Raw genomic sequence first — 18,301 nt, 5'->3', positions numbered from 1 at the left:
CACCAAGGAGTTCTGCATGTCGCGTGCAAAATGTGTAGTGACCGGTCACGACGCTCAGGGACGTTCACGGGTTGTGAGTTCTGGCCCGATCCCAGGTGATGAATCGTTTGTGCATACACCGGGCTTCAGCGCAGCGGTGTTCTGGCAAACCTCGGCACAGCCGGAAATTGGCAATGTAAACCCGAATCCTCTGGCCGAACTGACCTCCATTGCGCCGGAGTTTGGGGGCACCAGTGCACTGTTTGTGACCTTCCCGCCAGAGTCTTCCTATGTGCCGAGCGAAGAAGAGCTTAAGGCTGCAGCGGAAGAAATGGCCGTGCGTCTACCGGGTATGGCGCAGCGCTTTGAGGAGGATGAGCCAGGCTTTCACCGTACTGAAACCATCGACTATGGCGTACTGATCGAAGGTGAGTTGACGCTGTGTCTGGATGGTGGTGTTACCAGTGTGTTGAAACCGGGTGATGTGGTGGTGCAAATGGGTACTCGCCACGCTTGGCGTAACACCAGTAACACTCCGGCACGCATGATGTTCGTGATGGTGGGGGCTAAACGCGTGTGATTTAGATTTAGAGTGCTTGAGCCATTGAGCGCGACCTTGCAAATCAGCCGTTTTTAACGATGAAAGGAGTCTGATTTGTGGGGTTTAGCTGTGTTTTTGACTGGCGATAGCGATATTTTCAGTTAACCCTGTGCCAGTGGTCTGGCAAATGGCCATTTAAGGCAATTCAGGCATGCTAAATGCTTGTTTTTAATGGCAGTAGGGGAAGTTTGATGTTCGTTTCATCAGGAGGGCTACATCCAGAGCATGCAAGGGGCGCAATCCCCTGCAAATGGAGCCATACCTATTTGCCTTGCCTTGAACTGGTGCGGCTCAGCCAGTAATGAGCTAAGCTGGTTCATGAGCGACAGCGATAACAAAAATGGGCTGTAGCACGAGCTGCGGCCGTATAAGAATCGTGTGATAGCGCGGTCTGGTTGCCTAGCCAGACCGTAGAGGGTTGTCCAAATGGAACAGCTAAGTTTCCGTCCTGTAACGCCGCCAGAGTCCGTCCTGGCCCGATATGAAATTTGCCGCACCCGTGATGTTGAAGAGGCTCGTCACTGGGGCGAGAGAATCTTCTGCGATAACCATCTGTGTAACCTGGACAGCAAAAGCCCGCTCAATGCCCGAATCTTTTACCGCAAGGTTGGCAATATCGGAATCGGCCGCATGAGCTATGGCGCTAATGTCACGATCAAGCCCGATGTGCTGGATACCTTCGCCCTGATTCAGATGCCGATCCGGGGTCAGGAAAAGATCGAAACGGGTGGTAAGACCGTGTTGTGCACGCCGCGTCAGGGTGTAGTCATCAATCCTCATATGCGTTCGGTTTTCAATCATGAAGCCGATACTGAAAAGCTCATTATCCGTGTAGAGCGCAGCCTGCTTGAGCGCTACTGTCAGCAGCTACTCGGACGCACGCTGCGTCATGGCATTGAGTTTGAGTCCGATATGCCGCTGAACACCGAAGCCGGAGCACGCTGGCTGCGTATGATCGGCTGGGTGTACGACAGCCTGTCTGTTGATGACGAGCTGTCACCACTGATGATTGCGCAAATGGAAAGTGGCTTGGTGACCATGCTACTGACTAACCATCCGCACAGTTACTCACAAGAGTTGTGCGCCGATGGTCCTTCACTGGCGCCTTCGTTTGTGAAGCGTGTTGAGCGCTATATTGAAGAGCATGCCCATGAGCCGATTTCGATTGTCGATATGGCCGAGCATGCCGGCGTCAGCAGCCGTTCACTGTTTACCGGCTTCCGCCGTTACCGCAACACCTCGCCGATGACCTACCTGAAGGAAATCCGCCTGCGCCGGGTCAATGAAGAACTTAAGCGCCTGACACCGGGTTCAGATACTGTCACGGCTGTTGCTTTCCGCTGGGGCTTTAGTCACCTCGGTCATTTCACCACTGACTACAAGCGCCGTTTTGGTGAGAGCCCATCAGAAACACTGGCGCGCTAAGCGCGTCAGTTTCTTTGCACAAGTTATTGTTTAATTCGCTGTTTTGGCCCTTTCAGAGTGATCTCTGAGAGGGCCTTTTAGTTGCGTATTTCTACTTATTTACCAAACGATAATCTTATTCAAACTGACCGGTTCAGCGTAGGGTAAACCGGGGGTTCTGGCTCAATGTCCCTATATAACGTGCATCTTTTTGCGCTTGCGGGATAAGCCAAACAGTATCGGGAGCGTCAGCCCGGACACAGCTTCTTAGGATGACACCAATCGCGCCACACAGGGTGGCGCTTTCCTGTCAGCTAGGGGGATAACAATAATGTCCGAGCAGCCAATCGTCCGCCGGCGTGTGGTTAAAACCGGCATCAGCGATGCCCGTACCAACAACGCCAAAACCCAAAGCCAGTATCAGCCGTATAAAGATGCAGCTTGGGGCTTTATGAACCACTGGTATCCGGCGCTGTTTAGCGATGAGCTGCCAGAAGATCATGTTGAAGGCTTCCAAATCTGTGGCGTGCCGCTGGTAATGCGTCGTGTGAACGGCAAAGTATTCTGCTTGAAGGACCAATGCCTGCACCGTGGTGTGCGCCTGTCCGAGAAGCCGATGTGCTTCAACAAGAGCACCATTTCTTGCTGGTATCACGGTTTTACTTTCGACTTGGAAAGTGGCGAGCTGGTTACCATCGTTGCCAACCCGGACGACAAACTAGTCGGCACCACCGGCATCACTTCCTACCCGGTTCAGGAAGTGAACGGCATGATCTTCGTCTTCGTTCGTGAAGATGACTTCCCACTGGAAGATGTTCCACCGCTGTCCCACGACCTGCCGTTCCGCTTCCCGGAAAACAACGAGAAGTTCCCGCACCCGCTGTGGCCGGACACCCCAAGCGTACTCGACGATAACGCACAGATCCGCGGTATGCACCGTACCGGTTACGGCAACTGGCGTATCGCCTGTGAAAACGGCTTCGACAACGCTCACATCCTGGTGCACAAAGACAACTCCATTGTGCACGCCATGGAGTGGGTTCTGCCGCTGGGCATCCTGCCTGCGTCCGATGATTGCATCACCGTTGTAGAAGACGAGAACGGTCCGAAAGGCATGATGCAGTGGTTGTTCACTGACAAGTGGAAACCGGTTCTGGAAAACCCAACACTGGATCTGAAAGTGGAAGGTGTGAAAGGTCGTTTCTACCGTACTTCCGTGGTTCTGCCGGGCGTTCTGATGGTGGAAAACTGGCCGGAAGATCACGTTGTTCAGTACGAGTGGTACGTGCCAATCACTGACGACACCCACGAATACTGGGAAATTCTGGTTCGTATTTGCCCGACTAAAGAAGACGTCGACAAGTTCGATTACCGCTACAAGTACATGTACAAGCCGCTGTGCCTGCACGGTTTCAACGACTGCGACCTGTACGCCCGCGAAGCCATGCAGAACTTCTACAACGACGGCACCGGCTGGGATGACGAGCAACTGGTTGCCACCGATATCTCGCCGATCACCTGGCGTAAAGTGGCCTCGCGCTGGAACCGTGGTATCGCCAAACCGGGTCGCGGCGTAGCCGGTTCGGTGAAGACCAGCAGCCTGATCTTCAAGGACACCGCAGACGGTCATCGCCCTGGTTACAAAGTGCGCAAGATCGAAGAGTGATCTGCCAGAACCAGCGCCCGGTAACGGGCGCTGGTTCTTTATTTCCGGATAGCCTGTATGCCCATTGAGTCTCCAAGCGAAAGTCAGTTCGTTTTGGTCGACGGTGTCCGCTTGCACTATCAAGTGCTGGGAAATGACACCGGACGCCCCCCAATTATCTTCACCCACGGCGGTGGGCCAGGCAGCACTGCCTGGAGCAACTTCCGCCTGAGTGCTGCAACCTTTGCGGCCCATCATCGTTGTTACTTCCTCGACTTGCCTCAATTTGGTCGCTCCGACATGGTGCTGGTTCAAGGCCCGCTCTGGAGTTGGCACGCTCGCAAAATGCTGGGCTTTATGGATGCCGTGGGCATTGTCAAAGCCCACCTGATCAACCAGTCTTTTGGCGGTGGTGTGGCCCTGCGCCTGGCGGCTGATAACCCTGAGCGCGTGGCTCGCATCATCACCATTGGCTCGCAACCGGTTGATCAGGGCGCACTCGCACCGCTGCCGCTGTTCAGCAAGCATGCGGCCAACCTGATGAGTGATTACTACCTCGAAGGTGGTGGGCCGAGCCTGGAAAAGATGCGTGTATTGCTGCAGCGCTATGAGCTGCATGATGACAAATGCTTGGACTCTGAAAACCTGCGCCTGCGTTTTCAGGCCAGTAACAACCCTGGCTACATTCAGCTGCTTAAAACGCCTGGTGCATTCGGTGACTGGGAGAATCTGCTGCCGGTGTTGAACCAGATAGAGTCACCCGTGTTGTTGTGCTGGGGACTGCATGACTGGTTTGGCAGTGTCGACGTGCCGATGATGATGCTTAACCGGCTACGCGATGGGAATCTGCACGTTTTCGGCAATGCTGCACATCACCTGCAGACTGAGTGCCCTGACGCGTTCAACCGTCTGGCCTCCTGTTTTATTGGAGCTGAACAATGAGTCTGCCTGACAACCTGCACTATCTCGATATGCAGGAACTTTCACTGCTGATCCGCACCCGCAAAATTTCTCCGGTCGAAGTGACCGAAGCCATGTTGGAGCGTATCAATTCGTTGGATGGCGTGCTGCACAGCTACGCCCGTGTTACTCCCGAATTGGCGCTGGAACAGGCCCATGAGGCTGAAGCGGAGCTAGCCCAGGGCATTTGTCGCAGCCCGTTTCACGGTATTCCACTGGCCTACAAAGACCTGTTCGACACCGCTGGTGTGGTGACTGCCGCGGGTATGCCTGTACACGCTAACCGTGTACCGCAGCAAGATGCCACTGTGGTAGCCAGACTGCGCGAGGCGGGCGTGGTGATGCTGGGGAAACTGCAAATGACTGAAGGCGCGTTTGCGATTCATCACCCTAGCATTGAACCGCCGGTCAACCCATGGGGAGCGAACCACTGGACAGGTGCTTCATCCAGTGGTTGTGGAGTGGCTACGGCGGCTGGCCTGTGTTTTGGCTCACTGGGTAGCGACACTGGCGGTTCGATTCGCTTTCCATGCGCGGCCAACGGCCTGACCGGGCTTAAACCGACTTGGGGACGGGTCAGCCGTTATGGTGTATTCGAGATGGCTGCCAGCCTTGATCATGTCGGGCCTATCACCCGCAGTGCGCGGGACACCCTGTTTTTGCTCTCGACTATCGCCGGTCACGATCCGCTTGATCCGACCTCAATGCCTAGCGTGTGCTTAGAAATCCCCGGTATCGACGAAAGCTTCAAAGGCCTGCGTGTCGGTGTCGATGAGAGCTGGCTGAGCGATGGTGTAGACCCGGAAATCCAGCAAGCTCTGCAAGCGGTTATGCAGTTGGTTGCAGGTGGCGGCGGACAATTGATCCGTGTGCGCATGCCGGATACCCGTGCTGTCAGCAGCAACTGGGAGGCCCACTGCGGCGTACAGACCGCTGTGGCCCATGACCTTACCTATACACAGCGCGCCAGTGAGTATGGTCCGGCTCTGAGCCGCCTGATCGAGGGTGGACGGGCACTGAGCGGTATGGATTACCAGCGTATTCTGCTCGACGCACAGCGCTTCACCGGTCAGATGGATGCCCTGATGAACGAGCTGGATGTGGTGCTTGCACCGGTGCAGCCGTATGCGGCACCAACCCACGCCAAGCTGGCCAGCTTGGCCCTGGACCCGGAAGCCAACCGCCGCCTTATTCAATTCACGGCGCCGTTTAACGTCAGTGGCCATCCGTGCCTGAGCCTGCCTATTGGCTTTACTCAGGGTGGCATGCCCATTGGCGGCCAGTTCATTGCCCGCAAAGGTGGTGAAGCCGTGCTGTGCCGTGCCGGTATGGCGCTACAAAAAGTCAGCGACTGGCATCGTCGCCGTCCGGCGGCTTATCAGTGAGGTAGCGTCATGGTGACTCTCTTCCGGTTACGAGCACTGCAAGCAGCGCGTCATGCCGAGGTACTGGGGGAGGGCGCGCCATGAATAATCGCCTAGCAAAGCAGGGGTATCAGTCTCTTCAGGTCCTGCGCTCGCGGGACCTAGATGAAACCCGCAAACTGGTGGCGGATGTGTTCTGCGAACACCGTTTGCATAACGACAGCGGCCACACGCTCAATTATCAACACAGCTATCTAAGCACCGGCCACATCAGCTTCAGCCAGATCAGCTATGGCGCGCAGGTGAAGATCCAACCGGAAAAGCTGGACAGTTTTTACCTCATTCAAATACCGCTGGCTGGGTATGACACCCTGCAAATCTGCGGACGTGAGCAGCTCAGCGACCATCGCCATGGCAGCGTCCACGGCCCGGACGAAAGCCTGGAGATGAACTGGAGCGGTGACTGCCGCAAACTGGTGGTTCGCATCGAGCGTGAAGCACTGGAGTTACACGCCAGCAGCTTGTATGGGCACGTCATACAGCGGCCTCTGCGCTTTTATTCCGGCATGAATCTCGACCATCCGGCCTGTGCGGCCTGGCGTAATACGGCACGGCATATTTTCGGGGAATTGCAGCGCTCGCCGCAGCTGTTCGAGATGCCGCTGATCCGCAACCAGTTCGAACAGACCCTGATGACCGCATTGCTCTCCTGGCAGCCGCACAATCTGCTGGCAGAGTCGCAACAAACGCTGCCCAAAGTGCTGCCCCGTCACGTCAAATTGGCGGCCGATTACATACAGGCCAACCCGGAGGAAAACATCACCGTGGAATGTCTTACGGCCATCAGCGGAGTCAGCGGAAGGACCCTGTTTGCCGGCTTTGCCAAGTTCCTCGGCATGAGCCCCATGCGCTACCTGCGCGATGTACGCCTGGACCGCGTGCATCATGACCTGCTCGACCCCAGCAAACCCCGCAGCGTCACCCAGGTCGCCACCCGCTGGGGCTTCTATCAGCTTGGCCGCATGGCCAGTGACTACCGCAAACGTTTTGGCGAAAGTCCGAGGGAGACGCTGGTGCGGGGGCTGGTTCGATAACACCCAGTAGTGATTTAGCACCCAAAGTTACAGCTTTCTCGGCTAATCGAAGGGCGCTGAATGCCACTCAACAAGTGGTTCCTGATTCTCCGCCACTGGTCATACATGACCTGTAAGTGCTGATGTCAGGTCTTAGCGGCCCATAAATGATCCATTAGTGGCTAGTCAGATTCCGCGCTTACCAGAGAGTCGGCTGCAGACAATTTTCTGCACTTTGCGTATAGCCGCTGCATGATCTGAATATTGCCCTGCCACCCCTTGCTTCACATTGGTGATACGGACGACAACAGGCCTTCCGTTCCACCACTATGGAGCGAAGCCTTATGAGAACAATAACAATCGTAGGTGCCGGGCAAGCGGGTTTACAGCTAGGCATTGGTTTGCTGCAACAGGGTTATATCGTCAATCTGATTTCCAATCGTACCGGCGAGCAGATCGCGGCTGGCCGGGTGCTGTCCAGCCAGTCGATGTACGACATGGCGCTGGGTTTTGAGCGTGAACTGGGTATCGCTCTGTGGGATGACGTTTGCCCTCCCACTGATGGCGTGCACATGCGTGCGGGCAATCATGAGGGTTTGTTAGTGGACTGGCGGGCACGTATGCATGCGCCGGGACAGTCGGTGGATCAGCGCATCAAGATGCCGCGCTGGATGGATGAGTTTGTGCGCCAGGGCGGCAACCTGATTATCGAAGAGGCAGACATCGAGTCGTTGGAGCGTTACGCACAAAGTAGCGATCTGGTGATTGTCGCCAGCGGTAAGGGCGATATTGGTAAGTTGTTTGAGCGTGATAATGAGCGCAGTGTGTTTGATCGTCCGCTGCGCACCATCTCCCTCACCTATGTACACGACATGCTGCCGCGCAAGGACTTCAGTGCGCTGAACATCAGCATCAACCCAGGTGTTGGCGAATACGTAAACTTTCCCTGCATCACCCACACCGGGCCTGGCGACATCATTAACCTGGAGTGCGTACCCGGTGGTCCGATGGATCGTTGGGAGGAAGTCACAACGCCTGCAGAGCACTTAGAGCTGGCGGTCGAGTTGATTCGGGAGTTCTTCCCATGGGAAGCCTCGCGTTGTGAAAACCTGCGTCTGACCGATGACCTGGGCACGCTGGTAGGACGCCTTACTCCGACTGTGCGCAAGCCGATTGGCGTGCTGCCTTCAGGCCGTACTGTATTGGGAATGGCTGATGCGCTGGTGCTTAATGATCCGGTCACCGGACAGGGATCCAACAACGCCAGTAAGTGCGCCAATGTGTACATGAAGTGCATTGTCGAGCAGGGTGTTGATGGTTTTGATGATGCCTGGAAACAAGCCACCTTTGAGCGTTATTGGGATTACGCACAATGGGTCACTAAATTCACTAATACCCATCTGCTGCCACCGCCTGATTCGGCTTTGCGCATATTCGCAGCCTGTGCTGCTAACCCAGCAATTGCAGCGACTGTAGCCAACGCGTTTGATGATCCGCAGAGTCTCAACCCCTGGTATTACGACCTGAATGAAGCTGAGCGCTTTATCAACAGTTTTGCCATGGCGAAGGAGGCTTGAAGTGACCCATTTCAAACTCACCGCCACCGGTTTAACTGCACTGTTGCTGACTTTTGCAGCGCAACAGGTCTATGCCACTCAAGGCACTTTCCCACATGGCTACGGGGTGAAATCCGAAGGCATGGGCGGCGTGGTGCTGGCGCTGCCGCAGGACTCTTTGGTGGGCGCATCCAACCCAGCCGGTATGGTTTGGGTTGGTACCCGCGTGGATGCTGGTGTGGCCTTGTTGCAAGTGGATAACGGCATAGAGTTCGCTGGCGAAACCGTCAGCGGTGTCGAAGACAATGACCTCTATATCATTCCGCAGCTCGGTGCGAACCGCATGCTGGATGAGGTCAGCAGTATTGGCCTTTCCATCGTTGGTAATGGTGTGGGTACCGCTTACGGCAGCGACAGCAATGTTGGTGGTCTTGAGCGTCCTGGCTCGGAGTTCCAGCAGATGGTCGCCACCGTCAGCTATGCACGCAAACTTAACGAGCGCCACAGCTACGGCATCGGTGTGATGCTGATCCGGCAGCAGTTGGATATCGACGGCACCTCCAGCATTGGCCTGCCAGAAGGGCGCGATGAGTCTTACGGCGCAGGGCTGCGTCTGGGCTATATGGGCAAACTAACCGATGAGCTGACCCTAGGCCTGAGCTACGCCACCCGTGGCTATATGGGCAAGATGAAGCGCTTTGAAAATCTACTGGCTGAAGGCGGCGACATGGATATGCCGTCCAACTACGGTATTGGCCTGAGCTACGCCAAAGGCGACTGGACGGTAGCTGCTGACGTGCAGCGCATTCTCTGGAGTGATGTGAAATCCCTCGGCAACCCCGGCGTCAGTCGTGCTACCGGCGCACCGGGCGACAGCGATGGCCCTGGTTTCGGCTGGCGCGATCAGACGGTCTACCGCCTAGGCATCGCCTACCAGGCCACTCAGGACCTGACTCTGCGCCTGGGCTACAACGACGCTAACCAGCTGCTCGACAGCCGCGATGGCTATCTGGGCATGCTCGCTCCGGCGGCTAACCATCAGCACGTCACCCTGGGCGCCACTTATCGCCTGCAAGGCGGCAATGAGCTGTCCTTTGCCTATGCCCGTTCCTTTAAGGACAAGGTGGACGGCGACGGTAATGGCCCAGACGCAGTGAGTTCGCCGTATATGGGGCAGCACTGGCTGTCATTTAGCTATGGCGTGGTGTTCTGAGGAGTGTGTGGATGATTGACCCTATGGCATTTCGTCAGGCCCTCAGCCACTTCGCCACAGGCGTTACGGTGGTTACGACGCGGGATGCTGACGACCAGCCAATTGGCGTTACTGCCAGCAGCTTTAACAGCGTCTCTCTGACGCCGCCGCTGGTGCTGTGGAGCATTGGGCGCAATGCCTATAGCTACCCAGCGTTTGCCGAGACCGAGCACTTTGCAGTGCATGTGCTGGGTGAGCACCAGCAGGAGTGGTCGAACCGTTTCGGCCGGGCTGGTGCAGACAAGTTCGGCGGGCTCAAGTGGCATGAAGGGATTGCCGCACTGCCGCTGCTTGAGGGCTGCCCGGTGCGTTTTGAGTGTGTGGTGGAACACCGCTACGAAGGCGGCGACCACATGATATTGGTCGGTCGTGTGTTGCGCGTGAGCGAAGCAGAACACGCTGCTGCACCGCTGCTTTTCCACCGTGGTCGCTATGCCGCTTTAGACAGTGCCTCAGAAGGCAGATAACGCGTAATGCTTCACGGTAGTCATGGATGACTACCGTTTCACGCAAGTAATTGCGCTTTAGGGATAACCACGTTTCCCAATGGAGCGCAGGCCCTGCGTTGCCCTTCCTAACATCGAATCCAAGCTTGGCCCCTCCGGGGCGCTGACGGCCTGTTGGGTCCGTGCGCTTCTGTTTGGCTTTACCCGCACTACGCAAGTCCCGTTTTTCGGTGGAACCCGGTTATGAATGAGCAACTACATCAAGTCACCCTGAACTTCGCCGATGGCGTTACCCACACATTCAGCGTTGCCCAGGGGGCCAATATTCTGGATGCCGCCATTGAGGCAGAGATGCCTGTGCTGTATCAGTGCCGTTCGGGGGGCTGCTCCAGCTGTATCTGTAATTTGGCTGAGGGTGAAACAGCCACACTACCTGGCGCCAGTTCATCGCTGATTTCCAGCGAGTTTGAAGCCGGTCAGCGTCTACTGTGCGTATCTGAAGCTAAGAGTGACTGTGTCTTTAACCTTGCCTATGGCAGCGAGGTAGGTTCGACCTCTGCCCACGAAGTGCATGCATTTATCGACTCGGTTGAGCGTATTGCCAGCAACGTCATGCGAGTGACTCTGGAGCTGGCAGATGGCGAATGGATGGAATTCCGTCCCGGCCAGTTTATGCAGATCGTGGTTCCAGGCCTGGGCGTGCTGCGCAGTTACTCGCCGTCCAGTACTCAAATCAGCCTGCCGAAGATGGAGTTTCTGATCCGTCTGCTGCCGGGCGGGGCCATGTCCACTTACCTCGAAAACGAAGCCGATGTGGATCAAGTTGTAACCCTCAGTGGCCCATACGGCGCGTTTTTTCTGCGTGAAGAGCATAAGCGCGCGCCTCACATCTTTGTCGCTGGCGGTACTGGCCTTGCGCCAATCATGTCGATGATCGACACCCTGCGTCAGACCAGCGGCCGTAAGCCGCCCATTCTGCTGAGCTTCGGTTGTGCCGTACCGGAAGCTCTTTTCTGCCTGGAAGACATCGAGCTGCGCAAGCAGTGGCTGCCGACGCTGGAAGCACGCATCTGCGTGGACCGCGAAGCCACTGGCGATATGCACCTGGGTAACCCGGTCAGCGCCCTGCGCGAAGGCGATGTCACCAGTCCGGACACGGTCGCTTACCTGTGCGGCCCGCAGCCCATGATCGATGGCGCTACTCAGCGTTTGATCGAGCTGGGTGTGAAGCCGGAAAACATCTTCGCCGAACAGTTTGTTGCCAGTAACTGAGGACCTGCCCATGAAACCGACGACTCAGCTTCCGTTTAGTGCCGAACAAAGCCAGTGGTATGAGCAGGCCCGTGCGCGCCTGAACCCTAAGCGTTTGCAAGAACTGTTGTTCAACCTGACCAACATTCACAGCCCCACCGGTGCGACCCGCGAAGCCAGCGAGTTTATGACTCAGCACATGCAGTCCATCGGCATGAAGTCGCGCTACTACCCAATGAACGACATCACCGGCAACGCGCTGGGTGAGTTCAAGGGCAGCGGTGGCGGTGCCACGCTGCTGCTGTACGCGCCGATCGACACGCACTTGGACCGTACACCGGGCGAAGAAGTCATCGTCGGTGATGGGCAGGAAGCTGACCTGCAGCCGTTCGCTCAGCAAGTTGATGACTGGGTTTTCGGCCTGGGTTCGTCCAACCCGAAAGCCATGATCGCCACCCTGACTGAAGTCGCCACCGCGCTGATTGAGGCCGGTGTACCGATCAAGGGTGATCTGCTGCTGGGGATGGCCGACGGCGGCATGCCGGTGGACATCAGCGAGCGTAATGCCGGCATGTCCAACGGTGTTATCCACATGCTCAACCGCGGTATGTACCCGGACTTCGCCATCATCATGAAGCCGTGGAACTGGGTCTACCACGAAGAGCCCGGCATGGCCTGGTTCAAGCTCAAGGTCAAAGGCACCCTCGGCTATGCCGGTGTGCCGCACAACATTCCGGGCTTCCGCAGCTCCGTAGTACCGGCTGCCACTGTGATTCAAGAACTGCAGCAGTGGATTCTCGATTACACCGAGCGCAACACCAGCGGCGTGATTCAGCCCCACGGCTGGATCGCCGGTGTGCGCGGCGGTCAGGTTGAGCGCCCGGCATTCCCCAGTGCGGTGACGGAAATCTTCTTCGACGTGCGGGTCAATCCGCGTGTCAGCCCGGCCAGCGTTAAGGCGCAGTTCGCTGAGTTTGTTGAAGACCTCAAGGCGCGCTTCCCCGATCTGGATCTGGACTGGGAGCAATACGGCTCGGCACCGGGCGGCACCACTGACCCGGAGAACTGGATCATCCAGTCGTGCAAACGCGGTTGGGAGCACATCGAACAGCGTCCACACGGCATGCCCGACATGCTCGCCGGGCAAACCGACGGTGCCGCTCTGCGCCGTTACGGCGTACCGACTGCGCGTATCGGCTGGCCGTGGCCTGCAACCGGTGCACCGCTGCCGGTGGCCGAAGGTCTGGGCGGCATGGGGGCGACCTATATCCCTGACCTGATGCCCTGCGCCGAGAAAATCCTCTACGCAATGATCGACACCCTGACCCGTCCGCGTCAGGAGCTGGGCCTGTAAGCCCCGGAGCCAATGATGAGCAAACGTATCAAGATGATTTTCCCGGTTCCGATGAGCGAGGCGACCCGCCCGCTGGTGGAATCGCAACTGCCGCCGGAACTGGTGCGCGCGGATATCGACGTGAGCTTTGTCGGTGCCGGTCAGGTCATGACCCTGGCTGACAGCTACTACGACATGGCAATCATGGAAATGGCCGTGATTGAAGCCGGTATCAAGGCCGAACAGGAAGGCTACGACGCAGTGTGCATCAACACCGTCAGCGACTCCGGTCTCGCCGCGCTGCGCTCGCGCCTGTCGATCCCGGTACTGGCTCCTGGCATTGCCGCGTTCCACACTGCCTGCATGCTCGGCCAGAAATTCAGCATCCTGACCATGTGGCCGCGCTGGTACCCGCTGTACCGCAAAACCATCAAGGAATACGGCCTGGAGTCGCGTCTAGCTTCCGTGCGTTCGATTGATGTGCGCCCGGACACCGAAGCTCTGCTGCAAGGCAAAGAAGAAGTGGTCTTCGCCAAGCTGCTGGAGCAGGCCAAGCGCGCCATCGAAGAAGACGGTGCGGACGTGATCGTTCTCGGCTCCACCACCATGCACCAGTCCCACGCTTACCTGGCAGCCAACCTGCCGGTGCCGGTGCTCAATCCCGGCGTGATCGCCTACAAGCAGTGCGAAGTGCTGCTTGACCTCGGCCTGTGCCACAGCAAGGTCGCTTTCCCAAGCCCGGAACAGAATAAGGACGAAGCCTTTATTCGCTGAGGCTGCGTCGAGGAGTATTGAGATGAAGATGTTCGATTCGACTGAAACTCACGCCACGAGCGACCTGACCATCGCCGAGGCGGTTGCCGCCTTCCGTGACGGCGTGCTGACCAGTGTTGAGCTGGTACACGCCTGTCTGGAGCGCTCCGAAGATGGCAAAGACCTCAACATCTACGTCACCTTGGATGGCGTTGGTGCGCTGCAAGCTGCACAGGCGGCTGACGCTGCGCGTAAAGCCGGTGAGCCGCAGAAGCCGCTGAGCGGCATTCCGATTGTGGTCAAAGACAACATCCACGCCGCAGGCCTGCAATGCACCGCAGGTTCACCGGCGTTTGCCGGTTTTGTGCCGACAGAAGATGCACCGACCGTGCGCGCGCTGCGTGATGCCGGGGCGATCATCCTCGGCAAAACCAACATGCACGAACTGGCCTTTGGGGCGACCGGCTACAACGGCGCGTTCAATACCGGCCGTGATGTCGGCGTGCGTAACCCGTATGACAGCACCCGCATTGCCGGTGGTTCGTCCTCCGGTAGCGCAGCGGCACTGGGCGCACGTATGGCGCTGGCGGCACTGGGCACCGACACCGGCGGCTCCATGCGTATTCCGCCGGCGCTCAACGGCTGCGCCTCGCTGCGTCCGAGCCAGGGCCGTTACAGCGACCGTGGCGTGATCCCGATTGCTCGCAGCCGCGACACCGTCGGCCCGATGGCTTTGTGCATGGCTGACGTGGCGCTGCTCGACGGCCTGATCACCGAAGAGTACGCCCTGCCGTCCGTGACCCTGAGTAACCTGCGTCTGGGGGTGCCGAGCGAGTTCTGGCGCAACCTGGATGAAGATACCCGCGAGCTGGCCGAAGCTGCGCTGGAAAAACTGCGCCTGCACGGCGTGACCCTGGTGCAGATCGAAGACGCTGGCTTACACGCACTGAATGAGCCGGTCGGCTTCCCCGTGGTCATCTATGAAGCCTACGACTGCATGGTTGAGTACCTGCGTGAGTACGGCCACGACATGACCATCGAACAGGTCGCCGAGAAGCTGCACAGCCCGGATGTCCGCTACATCTACGAAAACTGGGTACTGCCACGCAAGATGCCGGCCGGTGATGAGCTGGTCGATCTGACCCCGATCTATGAAGCCGCCCGCGACAGTGGTCGTCAGGCTATCCGTGAGCGCTATCAGGACCTCTTTGAGCAGTACGGCGTTGAAGCCCTGATCTTCCCGACTACCTGCGTGGTGGCTCCGCTGGCCAACGAGGAGGTGAACCTGCCGAGCAACTTCGAGCGCCTGATCCAGAACACCGAGCCGTCGGCCAGTGCCGGTCTGCCGGGTATCCAGCTGCCTATCGGCCTGGGTTCTCGCAGCGGTCTGCCGGTGGGTATGGAGCTGGATGGGCCGGCCTGGAGCGACCGTCGTCTGCTGGCCATCGGTCAACTGCTGGAAAGCATCTTCGGCCGCGTACCGCGCGCCTGAACAACCACGAGGAGTTGATATGAGCCAGAGCAGTGAGTGGCAAGACAAAGTCGTCATCGTCACCGGTGGCGCAAGCGGTATGGGGCGTGATGTCAGCCTGACCCTGGCCGCGCGTGGTGCCCGCGTGGTGATCGGTAATCGCAGTGCCGAAGCGGGCGAAGCCGTATTGCGTGAGATTCATGCAGCCGGTGGCCAGGCTGTATTCCGCGCCACCGATGTATCCAATCCGCAGGATTGCGAAGCGCTGGTGGCGCTGGCTGTGAACACCTATGGCCGCCTCGATGCGGCCTTCAACAATGCCGGATTGCAGCGTGCCTTTAACCCGATCCACGTCACACCGGATGTGGACCTGAGTGAGGTGATCGACATCAACCTCAAGGGCGTGCTGTACATGATGAAGTACGAAACCGCCGCCATGCTTGAAACCGGTGGTGGTGCGATCGTCAACAACGCATCCATTTTCGGCCTTAAAGGCATGGCTGAGACGGCCTGCTACATCGCCTCCAAGCACGGCATCGTCGGCGCGACCAAAGCAGCGGCGCTGGACTATGCCCGCCATGGCATCCGCGTAAATGCGGTGTGCCCCGGCCCGATGAAAACCCCAAGTTATGACCGCGTAACCGGTGGCGATGACCACATGTACGACGACGGCGTGCCCATGCACCGCATCGGCCAGCCCCGCGAAGTCACCGACGCCGTGCTCTGGCTGCTTTCTGACCAAGCCTCCTACGTTACCGGCAGCACCCTGTCGGTGGATGGCGGCATGGTCGCGCAGTAACGCGGCGATTTAAGGAGAACCCAAATGATCAATGCACTGAGTTATGTGGTGGTCGAGACCCCACATCTCGACGCCTGGATTGAACAGGCCCGTCACCATATCGGTTTGCATGTTGAAGAGGTGCAAGCAGGGCAATGCGTGCGCCTGCGTGCCGATGAAAAAATCCAGCGCCTGCTTGTCAGCAAAATTGACGGCGAAGCCACCATGGGCATGGGTTTCGAACTGGCCAACGCTGATGCCCTGAGCGTTATGCGCGGCAAGCTGGAAGAGGCCGGTTATGCCACTACCGAAGGCACGGCTGAAGAGCTGAGCCTGCGTGGCGTGCAGGGCATGATTCACTTCCGCGACCCGGATGGCGTGCGCATCGAGGTCTGCCACGGCCTGGGCGATGCTGTTGCACTGTTTGAGCCGGGCCGCCCGATTGGTGGTTTCCGTACCGGTGACATGGGCCTGGGCCACGTTGCGCTGATTACCGAGCACTTCGATGAGCTGAGCCATCTGTACCGCAACATCTTCGGCTTCAAGGTCAGTGACCACACCCAGGCGCCGTTCCGCGTTGAGTTCCTGCACTGCAACCCGCGCCACCACACCATGGGACTGGCCCATACCGGCGGCCCGGCGAAGATTTATCACCTGATGCTCGAATACAACGATTTCGACGATGTTGGCCGTGCCTATGACATGGCGCTGGAAAAACCGGAATCCATCGGCGTGACCCTCGGTCGCCACATCAACGACCACGTCACTTCGTTCTACCTGAAAAACCCCGACGGCTGGATGTTCGAGCTGGGCTGGGCCAGCCGCACGGTCGGCCCGGATTGGGAGGTTGAGGAACTGCAGGGCATGAGCCTGTGGGGCCACGACCGTACCTGGTTGCCCGATCACAAGCGCGAAGAAGCTCGCCAGATTCTCAAGCGTCTGTCAGCACAAGGCGTTCGCGCGCCCGTCGTCACCACTACGCAAACTGCCAAGGCTAAGCAATGAGTACTAACGCATCCCCGGAAATCGCCAAAAGCATTCAGATTGGCGAATGCACCCTTAACTATCACGATCAGGGCGAAGGTGATGTCATCCTGCTGATCCACGGTTCCGGTCCAGGTGTGACCGCGTGGGCCAACTGGCGCGGTGTTATCCCGACCCTGTCGCAGCGCGCCCGTATCATCGCCCCGGACATGCTCGGCTTCGGCTACACCAGCTGCCCGTCCGAGTGGAAACTCGACCCGGCAACCTGGGTTCAGTCCCTGGTTGGCTTGCTCGATGCCCTGAAGGTTGAGCGTGTGTCCATCGTCGGTAACTCCTTCGGCGGCGCCATTGCCCTGGCTTTCGCCAAGGCGTATCCACAGCGCGTACAGCGTCTGGTGCTGATGGGTGCAGCCGGTCTGTCGTTCCCGCTCACCGATGGTCTGAACAAGGTTTGGGGCTATCAGCCATCGCTGGACGCCATGCGTGAGCTGATGGAAGTGTTTGCCTACGATCACAGCATCATCAACGATGATCTCGTGCGTATGCGCTACGAAGCCAGTATCCGTGACGACGTGCAGACCCGTTTTGCCCAGCTTTTCCCGGCGCCGCGTCAGCAAGGTGTAGAGATGCTCGCCTTGGCCGAAGACGACCTGCGCGCACTGCCGCATCAGACCCTGCTGATCCACGGTCGTGACGACAAGGTGATCCCGCTGGAGTTGTCTGAGCGCATGCTGCGCCTGATCCCCCATTCCCAAATGCATGTTTTCGGCGAATGCGGCCACTGGGTACAGATTGAGAAAGCCCAGGCCTTTACCCGCCTGCTGGTCGACTTCCTGATTGAACAAGGAGCTTGAACATGAACCGTGACACCATTAAAGGCCGCTGGGCAATTTTGTCCTGGGAGCAACTGTACGATGACGGTCGTGTCGTGCTGCCTATGGGGACTGAGCTGGAAGGCTTCATCGAGTACAGCGATTTCGGCATGTTCTGCGTGGTTGCCAAGAAAGACCGTCCGGCTTTCACCACAGGTGGTCAGTGGAACGCTGAAGACGCTGAGAAAGCCGCCGCCTATAGCAGCTACCTGACTTATGCAGGTGGCTACGAGGTCAACGGTGACATCATCACCCACAAAGTCAATTACAGCATCTTCCCGAACTGGGTCGGTGGCAGCCAGCACCGTAAGGCAGTATTCGACGGTGAAGTTCTACGCTTGGAAGCCCGTCTGGAAGAGGGCACTAGCGAAGCCCGTACGGCTCGTCTGAGCTGGAAGCGCGTTGCTGCACAATAAGTGACCAGCTGCACCGGTGCGTCCACGCAACGCGCCGGTGCTGCGTCCATCTAAGGGGCTGACTTGTCGCTTAGCCACACGTCTAGCTGCTGATTGTTGTGCAATGGAGTAACGTTAGTGCCAAGGGATTCGGGTTGCTTGCCTGGGTCCTGACTGGTTTCTC

The 18,301-nt window shown here is 58.0% G+C and carries 17 protein-coding genes; all 17 read left to right on the top strand.

Features of this window, described 5'->3' with window-relative positions; genetic code table 11:
- Positions 1–16: 16 nt before the first annotated feature.
- The 17 genes from WG219_21505 to WG219_21425 all read left to right on the top strand — a co-directional run bounded on the left by WG219_21505 (position 17) and on the right by WG219_21425 (position 18,138).
- Positions 17–559, top strand: coding sequence for a cupin domain-containing protein (locus WG219_21505; GenBank protein WXL25836.1), 543 nt, complete (start codon positions 17–19; stop codon positions 557–559).
- 447 nt (positions 560–1,006) lie between these two features.
- Positions 1,007–2,005, top strand: coding sequence for an AraC family transcriptional regulator (locus WG219_21500; GenBank protein WXL25835.1), 999 nt, complete (start codon positions 1,007–1,009; stop codon positions 2,003–2,005).
- Between the two features lie 310 nt (positions 2,006–2,315).
- Positions 2,316–3,650: a Rieske 2Fe-2S domain-containing protein gene (locus tag WG219_21495; protein WXL25834.1), complete on the top strand. Its 1,335-nt coding sequence runs from the start codon at positions 2,316–2,318 to the stop codon at positions 3,648–3,650.
- A 57-nt stretch (positions 3,651–3,707) separates the two neighbouring features.
- Positions 3,708–4,571 (top strand): alpha/beta hydrolase, encoded by an 864-nt coding sequence (locus tag WG219_21490; protein ID WXL25833.1) that lies wholly within the window; start codon positions 3,708–3,710, stop codon positions 4,569–4,571.
- Positions 4,568–5,974, top strand: a complete 1,407-nt coding sequence (locus WG219_21485) for an amidase (GenBank protein ID WXL25832.1) — start codon at positions 4,568–4,570, stop codon at positions 5,972–5,974. The genes WG219_21490 and WG219_21485 overlap by 4 nt, the downstream gene beginning before the upstream one ends.
- 80 nt (positions 5,975–6,054) lie before the next feature.
- Complete coding sequence (locus tag WG219_21480; protein WXL25831.1) at positions 6,055–7,047, top strand: AraC family transcriptional regulator; 993 nt, start codon at positions 6,055–6,057, stop codon at positions 7,045–7,047.
- 323 nt (positions 7,048–7,370) lie between these two features.
- Positions 7,371–8,603: a styrene monooxygenase/indole monooxygenase family protein gene (locus tag WG219_21475; GenBank protein ID WXL25830.1), complete on the top strand. Its 1,233-nt coding sequence runs from the start codon at positions 7,371–7,373 to the stop codon at positions 8,601–8,603.
- Position 8,604: 1 nt separating this feature from the next.
- Positions 8,605–9,795: an outer membrane protein transport protein gene (locus tag WG219_21470; GenBank protein WXL25829.1), complete on the top strand. Its 1,191-nt coding sequence runs from the start codon at positions 8,605–8,607 to the stop codon at positions 9,793–9,795.
- 11 nt (positions 9,796–9,806) lie between these two features.
- Entirely contained in the window at positions 9,807–10,301 is a 495-nt protein-coding gene (locus WG219_21465) for a flavin reductase family protein (GenBank protein WXL25828.1), read from the top strand.
- 222 nt (positions 10,302–10,523) lie between these two features.
- Entirely contained in the window at positions 10,524–11,552 is a 1,029-nt protein-coding gene (locus WG219_21460; GenBank protein WXL25827.1) for a ring-hydroxylating dioxygenase ferredoxin reductase family protein, read from the top strand.
- Positions 11,553–11,562: 10 nt separating this feature from the next.
- The gene (locus WG219_21455; GenBank protein ID WXL25826.1) at positions 11,563–12,885 is read left to right on the top strand and encodes an acetylornithine deacetylase; all 1,323 of its coding nucleotides are present in this window, start codon (positions 11,563–11,565) and stop codon (positions 12,883–12,885) included.
- 15 nt (positions 12,886–12,900) lie between these two features.
- Positions 12,901–13,638: an aspartate/glutamate racemase family protein gene (locus tag WG219_21450; protein WXL25825.1), complete on the top strand. Its 738-nt coding sequence runs from the start codon at positions 12,901–12,903 to the stop codon at positions 13,636–13,638.
- A gap of 22 nt (positions 13,639–13,660) precedes the next feature.
- Entirely contained in the window at positions 13,661–15,109 is a 1,449-nt protein-coding gene (iaaH, locus tag WG219_21445; GenBank protein ID WXL25824.1) for an indoleacetamide hydrolase, read from the top strand.
- Between the two features lie 19 nt (positions 15,110–15,128).
- The gene (locus tag WG219_21440) at positions 15,129–15,887 is read left to right on the top strand and encodes a glucose 1-dehydrogenase (protein WXL25823.1); all 759 of its coding nucleotides are present in this window, start codon (positions 15,129–15,131) and stop codon (positions 15,885–15,887) included.
- Between the two features lie 24 nt (positions 15,888–15,911).
- Entirely contained in the window at positions 15,912–16,871 is a 960-nt protein-coding gene (locus tag WG219_21435) for a VOC family protein (protein WXL25822.1), read from the top strand.
- Positions 16,868–17,704 (top strand): alpha/beta hydrolase, encoded by an 837-nt coding sequence (locus WG219_21430; protein ID WXL25821.1) that lies wholly within the window; start codon positions 16,868–16,870, stop codon positions 17,702–17,704. The genes WG219_21435 and WG219_21430 overlap by 4 nt, the downstream gene beginning before the upstream one ends.
- Positions 17,705–17,706: 2 nt before the next feature.
- On the top strand, positions 17,707–18,138 hold the full coding sequence (locus WG219_21425) for a lipocalin-like domain-containing protein (GenBank protein ID WXL25820.1): 432 nt from the start codon (positions 17,707–17,709) through the stop codon (positions 18,136–18,138).
- The last annotated feature ends 163 nt before the right edge of the window (positions 18,139–18,301 follow it).

The sequence above is a fragment of the Pseudomonas mendocina genome, from assembly GCA_037482215.1.
GTDB classification, from domain to species: domain Bacteria; phylum Pseudomonadota; class Gammaproteobacteria; order Pseudomonadales; family Pseudomonadaceae; genus Aquipseudomonas; species Aquipseudomonas mendocina_E.
The sequence above is the reverse complement of the archived record's forward strand: the minus strand, read 5'-3'. Positions and strand labels throughout refer to the sequence as shown.

Excerpts from the sequence above, each read along its gene's own strand:
- WG219_21480 (WXL25831.1), top strand. The coding sequence starts at position 6,055 with ATGAATAATCGCCTAGCAAAGCAGGGGTATCAGTCTCTTCAGGTCCTG.
- WG219_21430 (WXL25821.1), top strand. The coding sequence starts at position 16,868 with ATGAGTACTAACGCATCCCCGGAAATCGCCAAAAGCATTCAGATTGGC.
- WG219_21490 (WXL25833.1), top strand. The coding sequence starts at position 3,708 with ATGCCCATTGAGTCTCCAAGCGAAAGTCAGTTCGTTTTGGTCGACGGT.
- WG219_21440 (WXL25823.1), top strand. The coding sequence starts at position 15,129 with ATGAGCCAGAGCAGTGAGTGGCAAGACAAAGTCGTCATCGTCACCGGT.
- WG219_21475 (WXL25830.1), top strand. The coding sequence starts at position 7,371 with ATGAGAACAATAACAATCGTAGGTGCCGGGCAAGCGGGTTTACAGCTA.
- WG219_21450 (WXL25825.1), top strand. The coding sequence starts at position 12,901 with ATGAGCAAACGTATCAAGATGATTTTCCCGGTTCCGATGAGCGAGGCG.
- WG219_21455 (WXL25826.1), top strand. The coding sequence starts at position 11,563 with ATGAAACCGACGACTCAGCTTCCGTTTAGTGCCGAACAAAGCCAGTGG.
- WG219_21460 (WXL25827.1), top strand. The coding sequence starts at position 10,524 with ATGAATGAGCAACTACATCAAGTCACCCTGAACTTCGCCGATGGCGTT.
- WG219_21500 (WXL25835.1), top strand. The coding sequence starts at position 1,007 with ATGGAACAGCTAAGTTTCCGTCCTGTAACGCCGCCAGAGTCCGTCCTG.
- WG219_21435 (WXL25822.1), top strand. The coding sequence starts at position 15,912 with ATGATCAATGCACTGAGTTATGTGGTGGTCGAGACCCCACATCTCGAC.
- WG219_21495 (WXL25834.1), top strand. The coding sequence starts at position 2,316 with ATGTCCGAGCAGCCAATCGTCCGCCGGCGTGTGGTTAAAACCGGCATC.
- WG219_21485 (WXL25832.1), top strand. The coding sequence starts at position 4,568 with ATGAGTCTGCCTGACAACCTGCACTATCTCGATATGCAGGAACTTTCA.
- WG219_21425 (WXL25820.1), top strand. The coding sequence starts at position 17,707 with ATGAACCGTGACACCATTAAAGGCCGCTGGGCAATTTTGTCCTGGGAG.
- WG219_21505 (WXL25836.1), top strand. The coding sequence starts at position 17 with ATGTCGCGTGCAAAATGTGTAGTGACCGGTCACGACGCTCAGGGACGT.
- iaaH (WXL25824.1), top strand. The coding sequence starts at position 13,661 with ATGAAGATGTTCGATTCGACTGAAACTCACGCCACGAGCGACCTGACC.
- WG219_21465 (WXL25828.1), top strand. The coding sequence starts at position 9,807 with ATGATTGACCCTATGGCATTTCGTCAGGCCCTCAGCCACTTCGCCACA.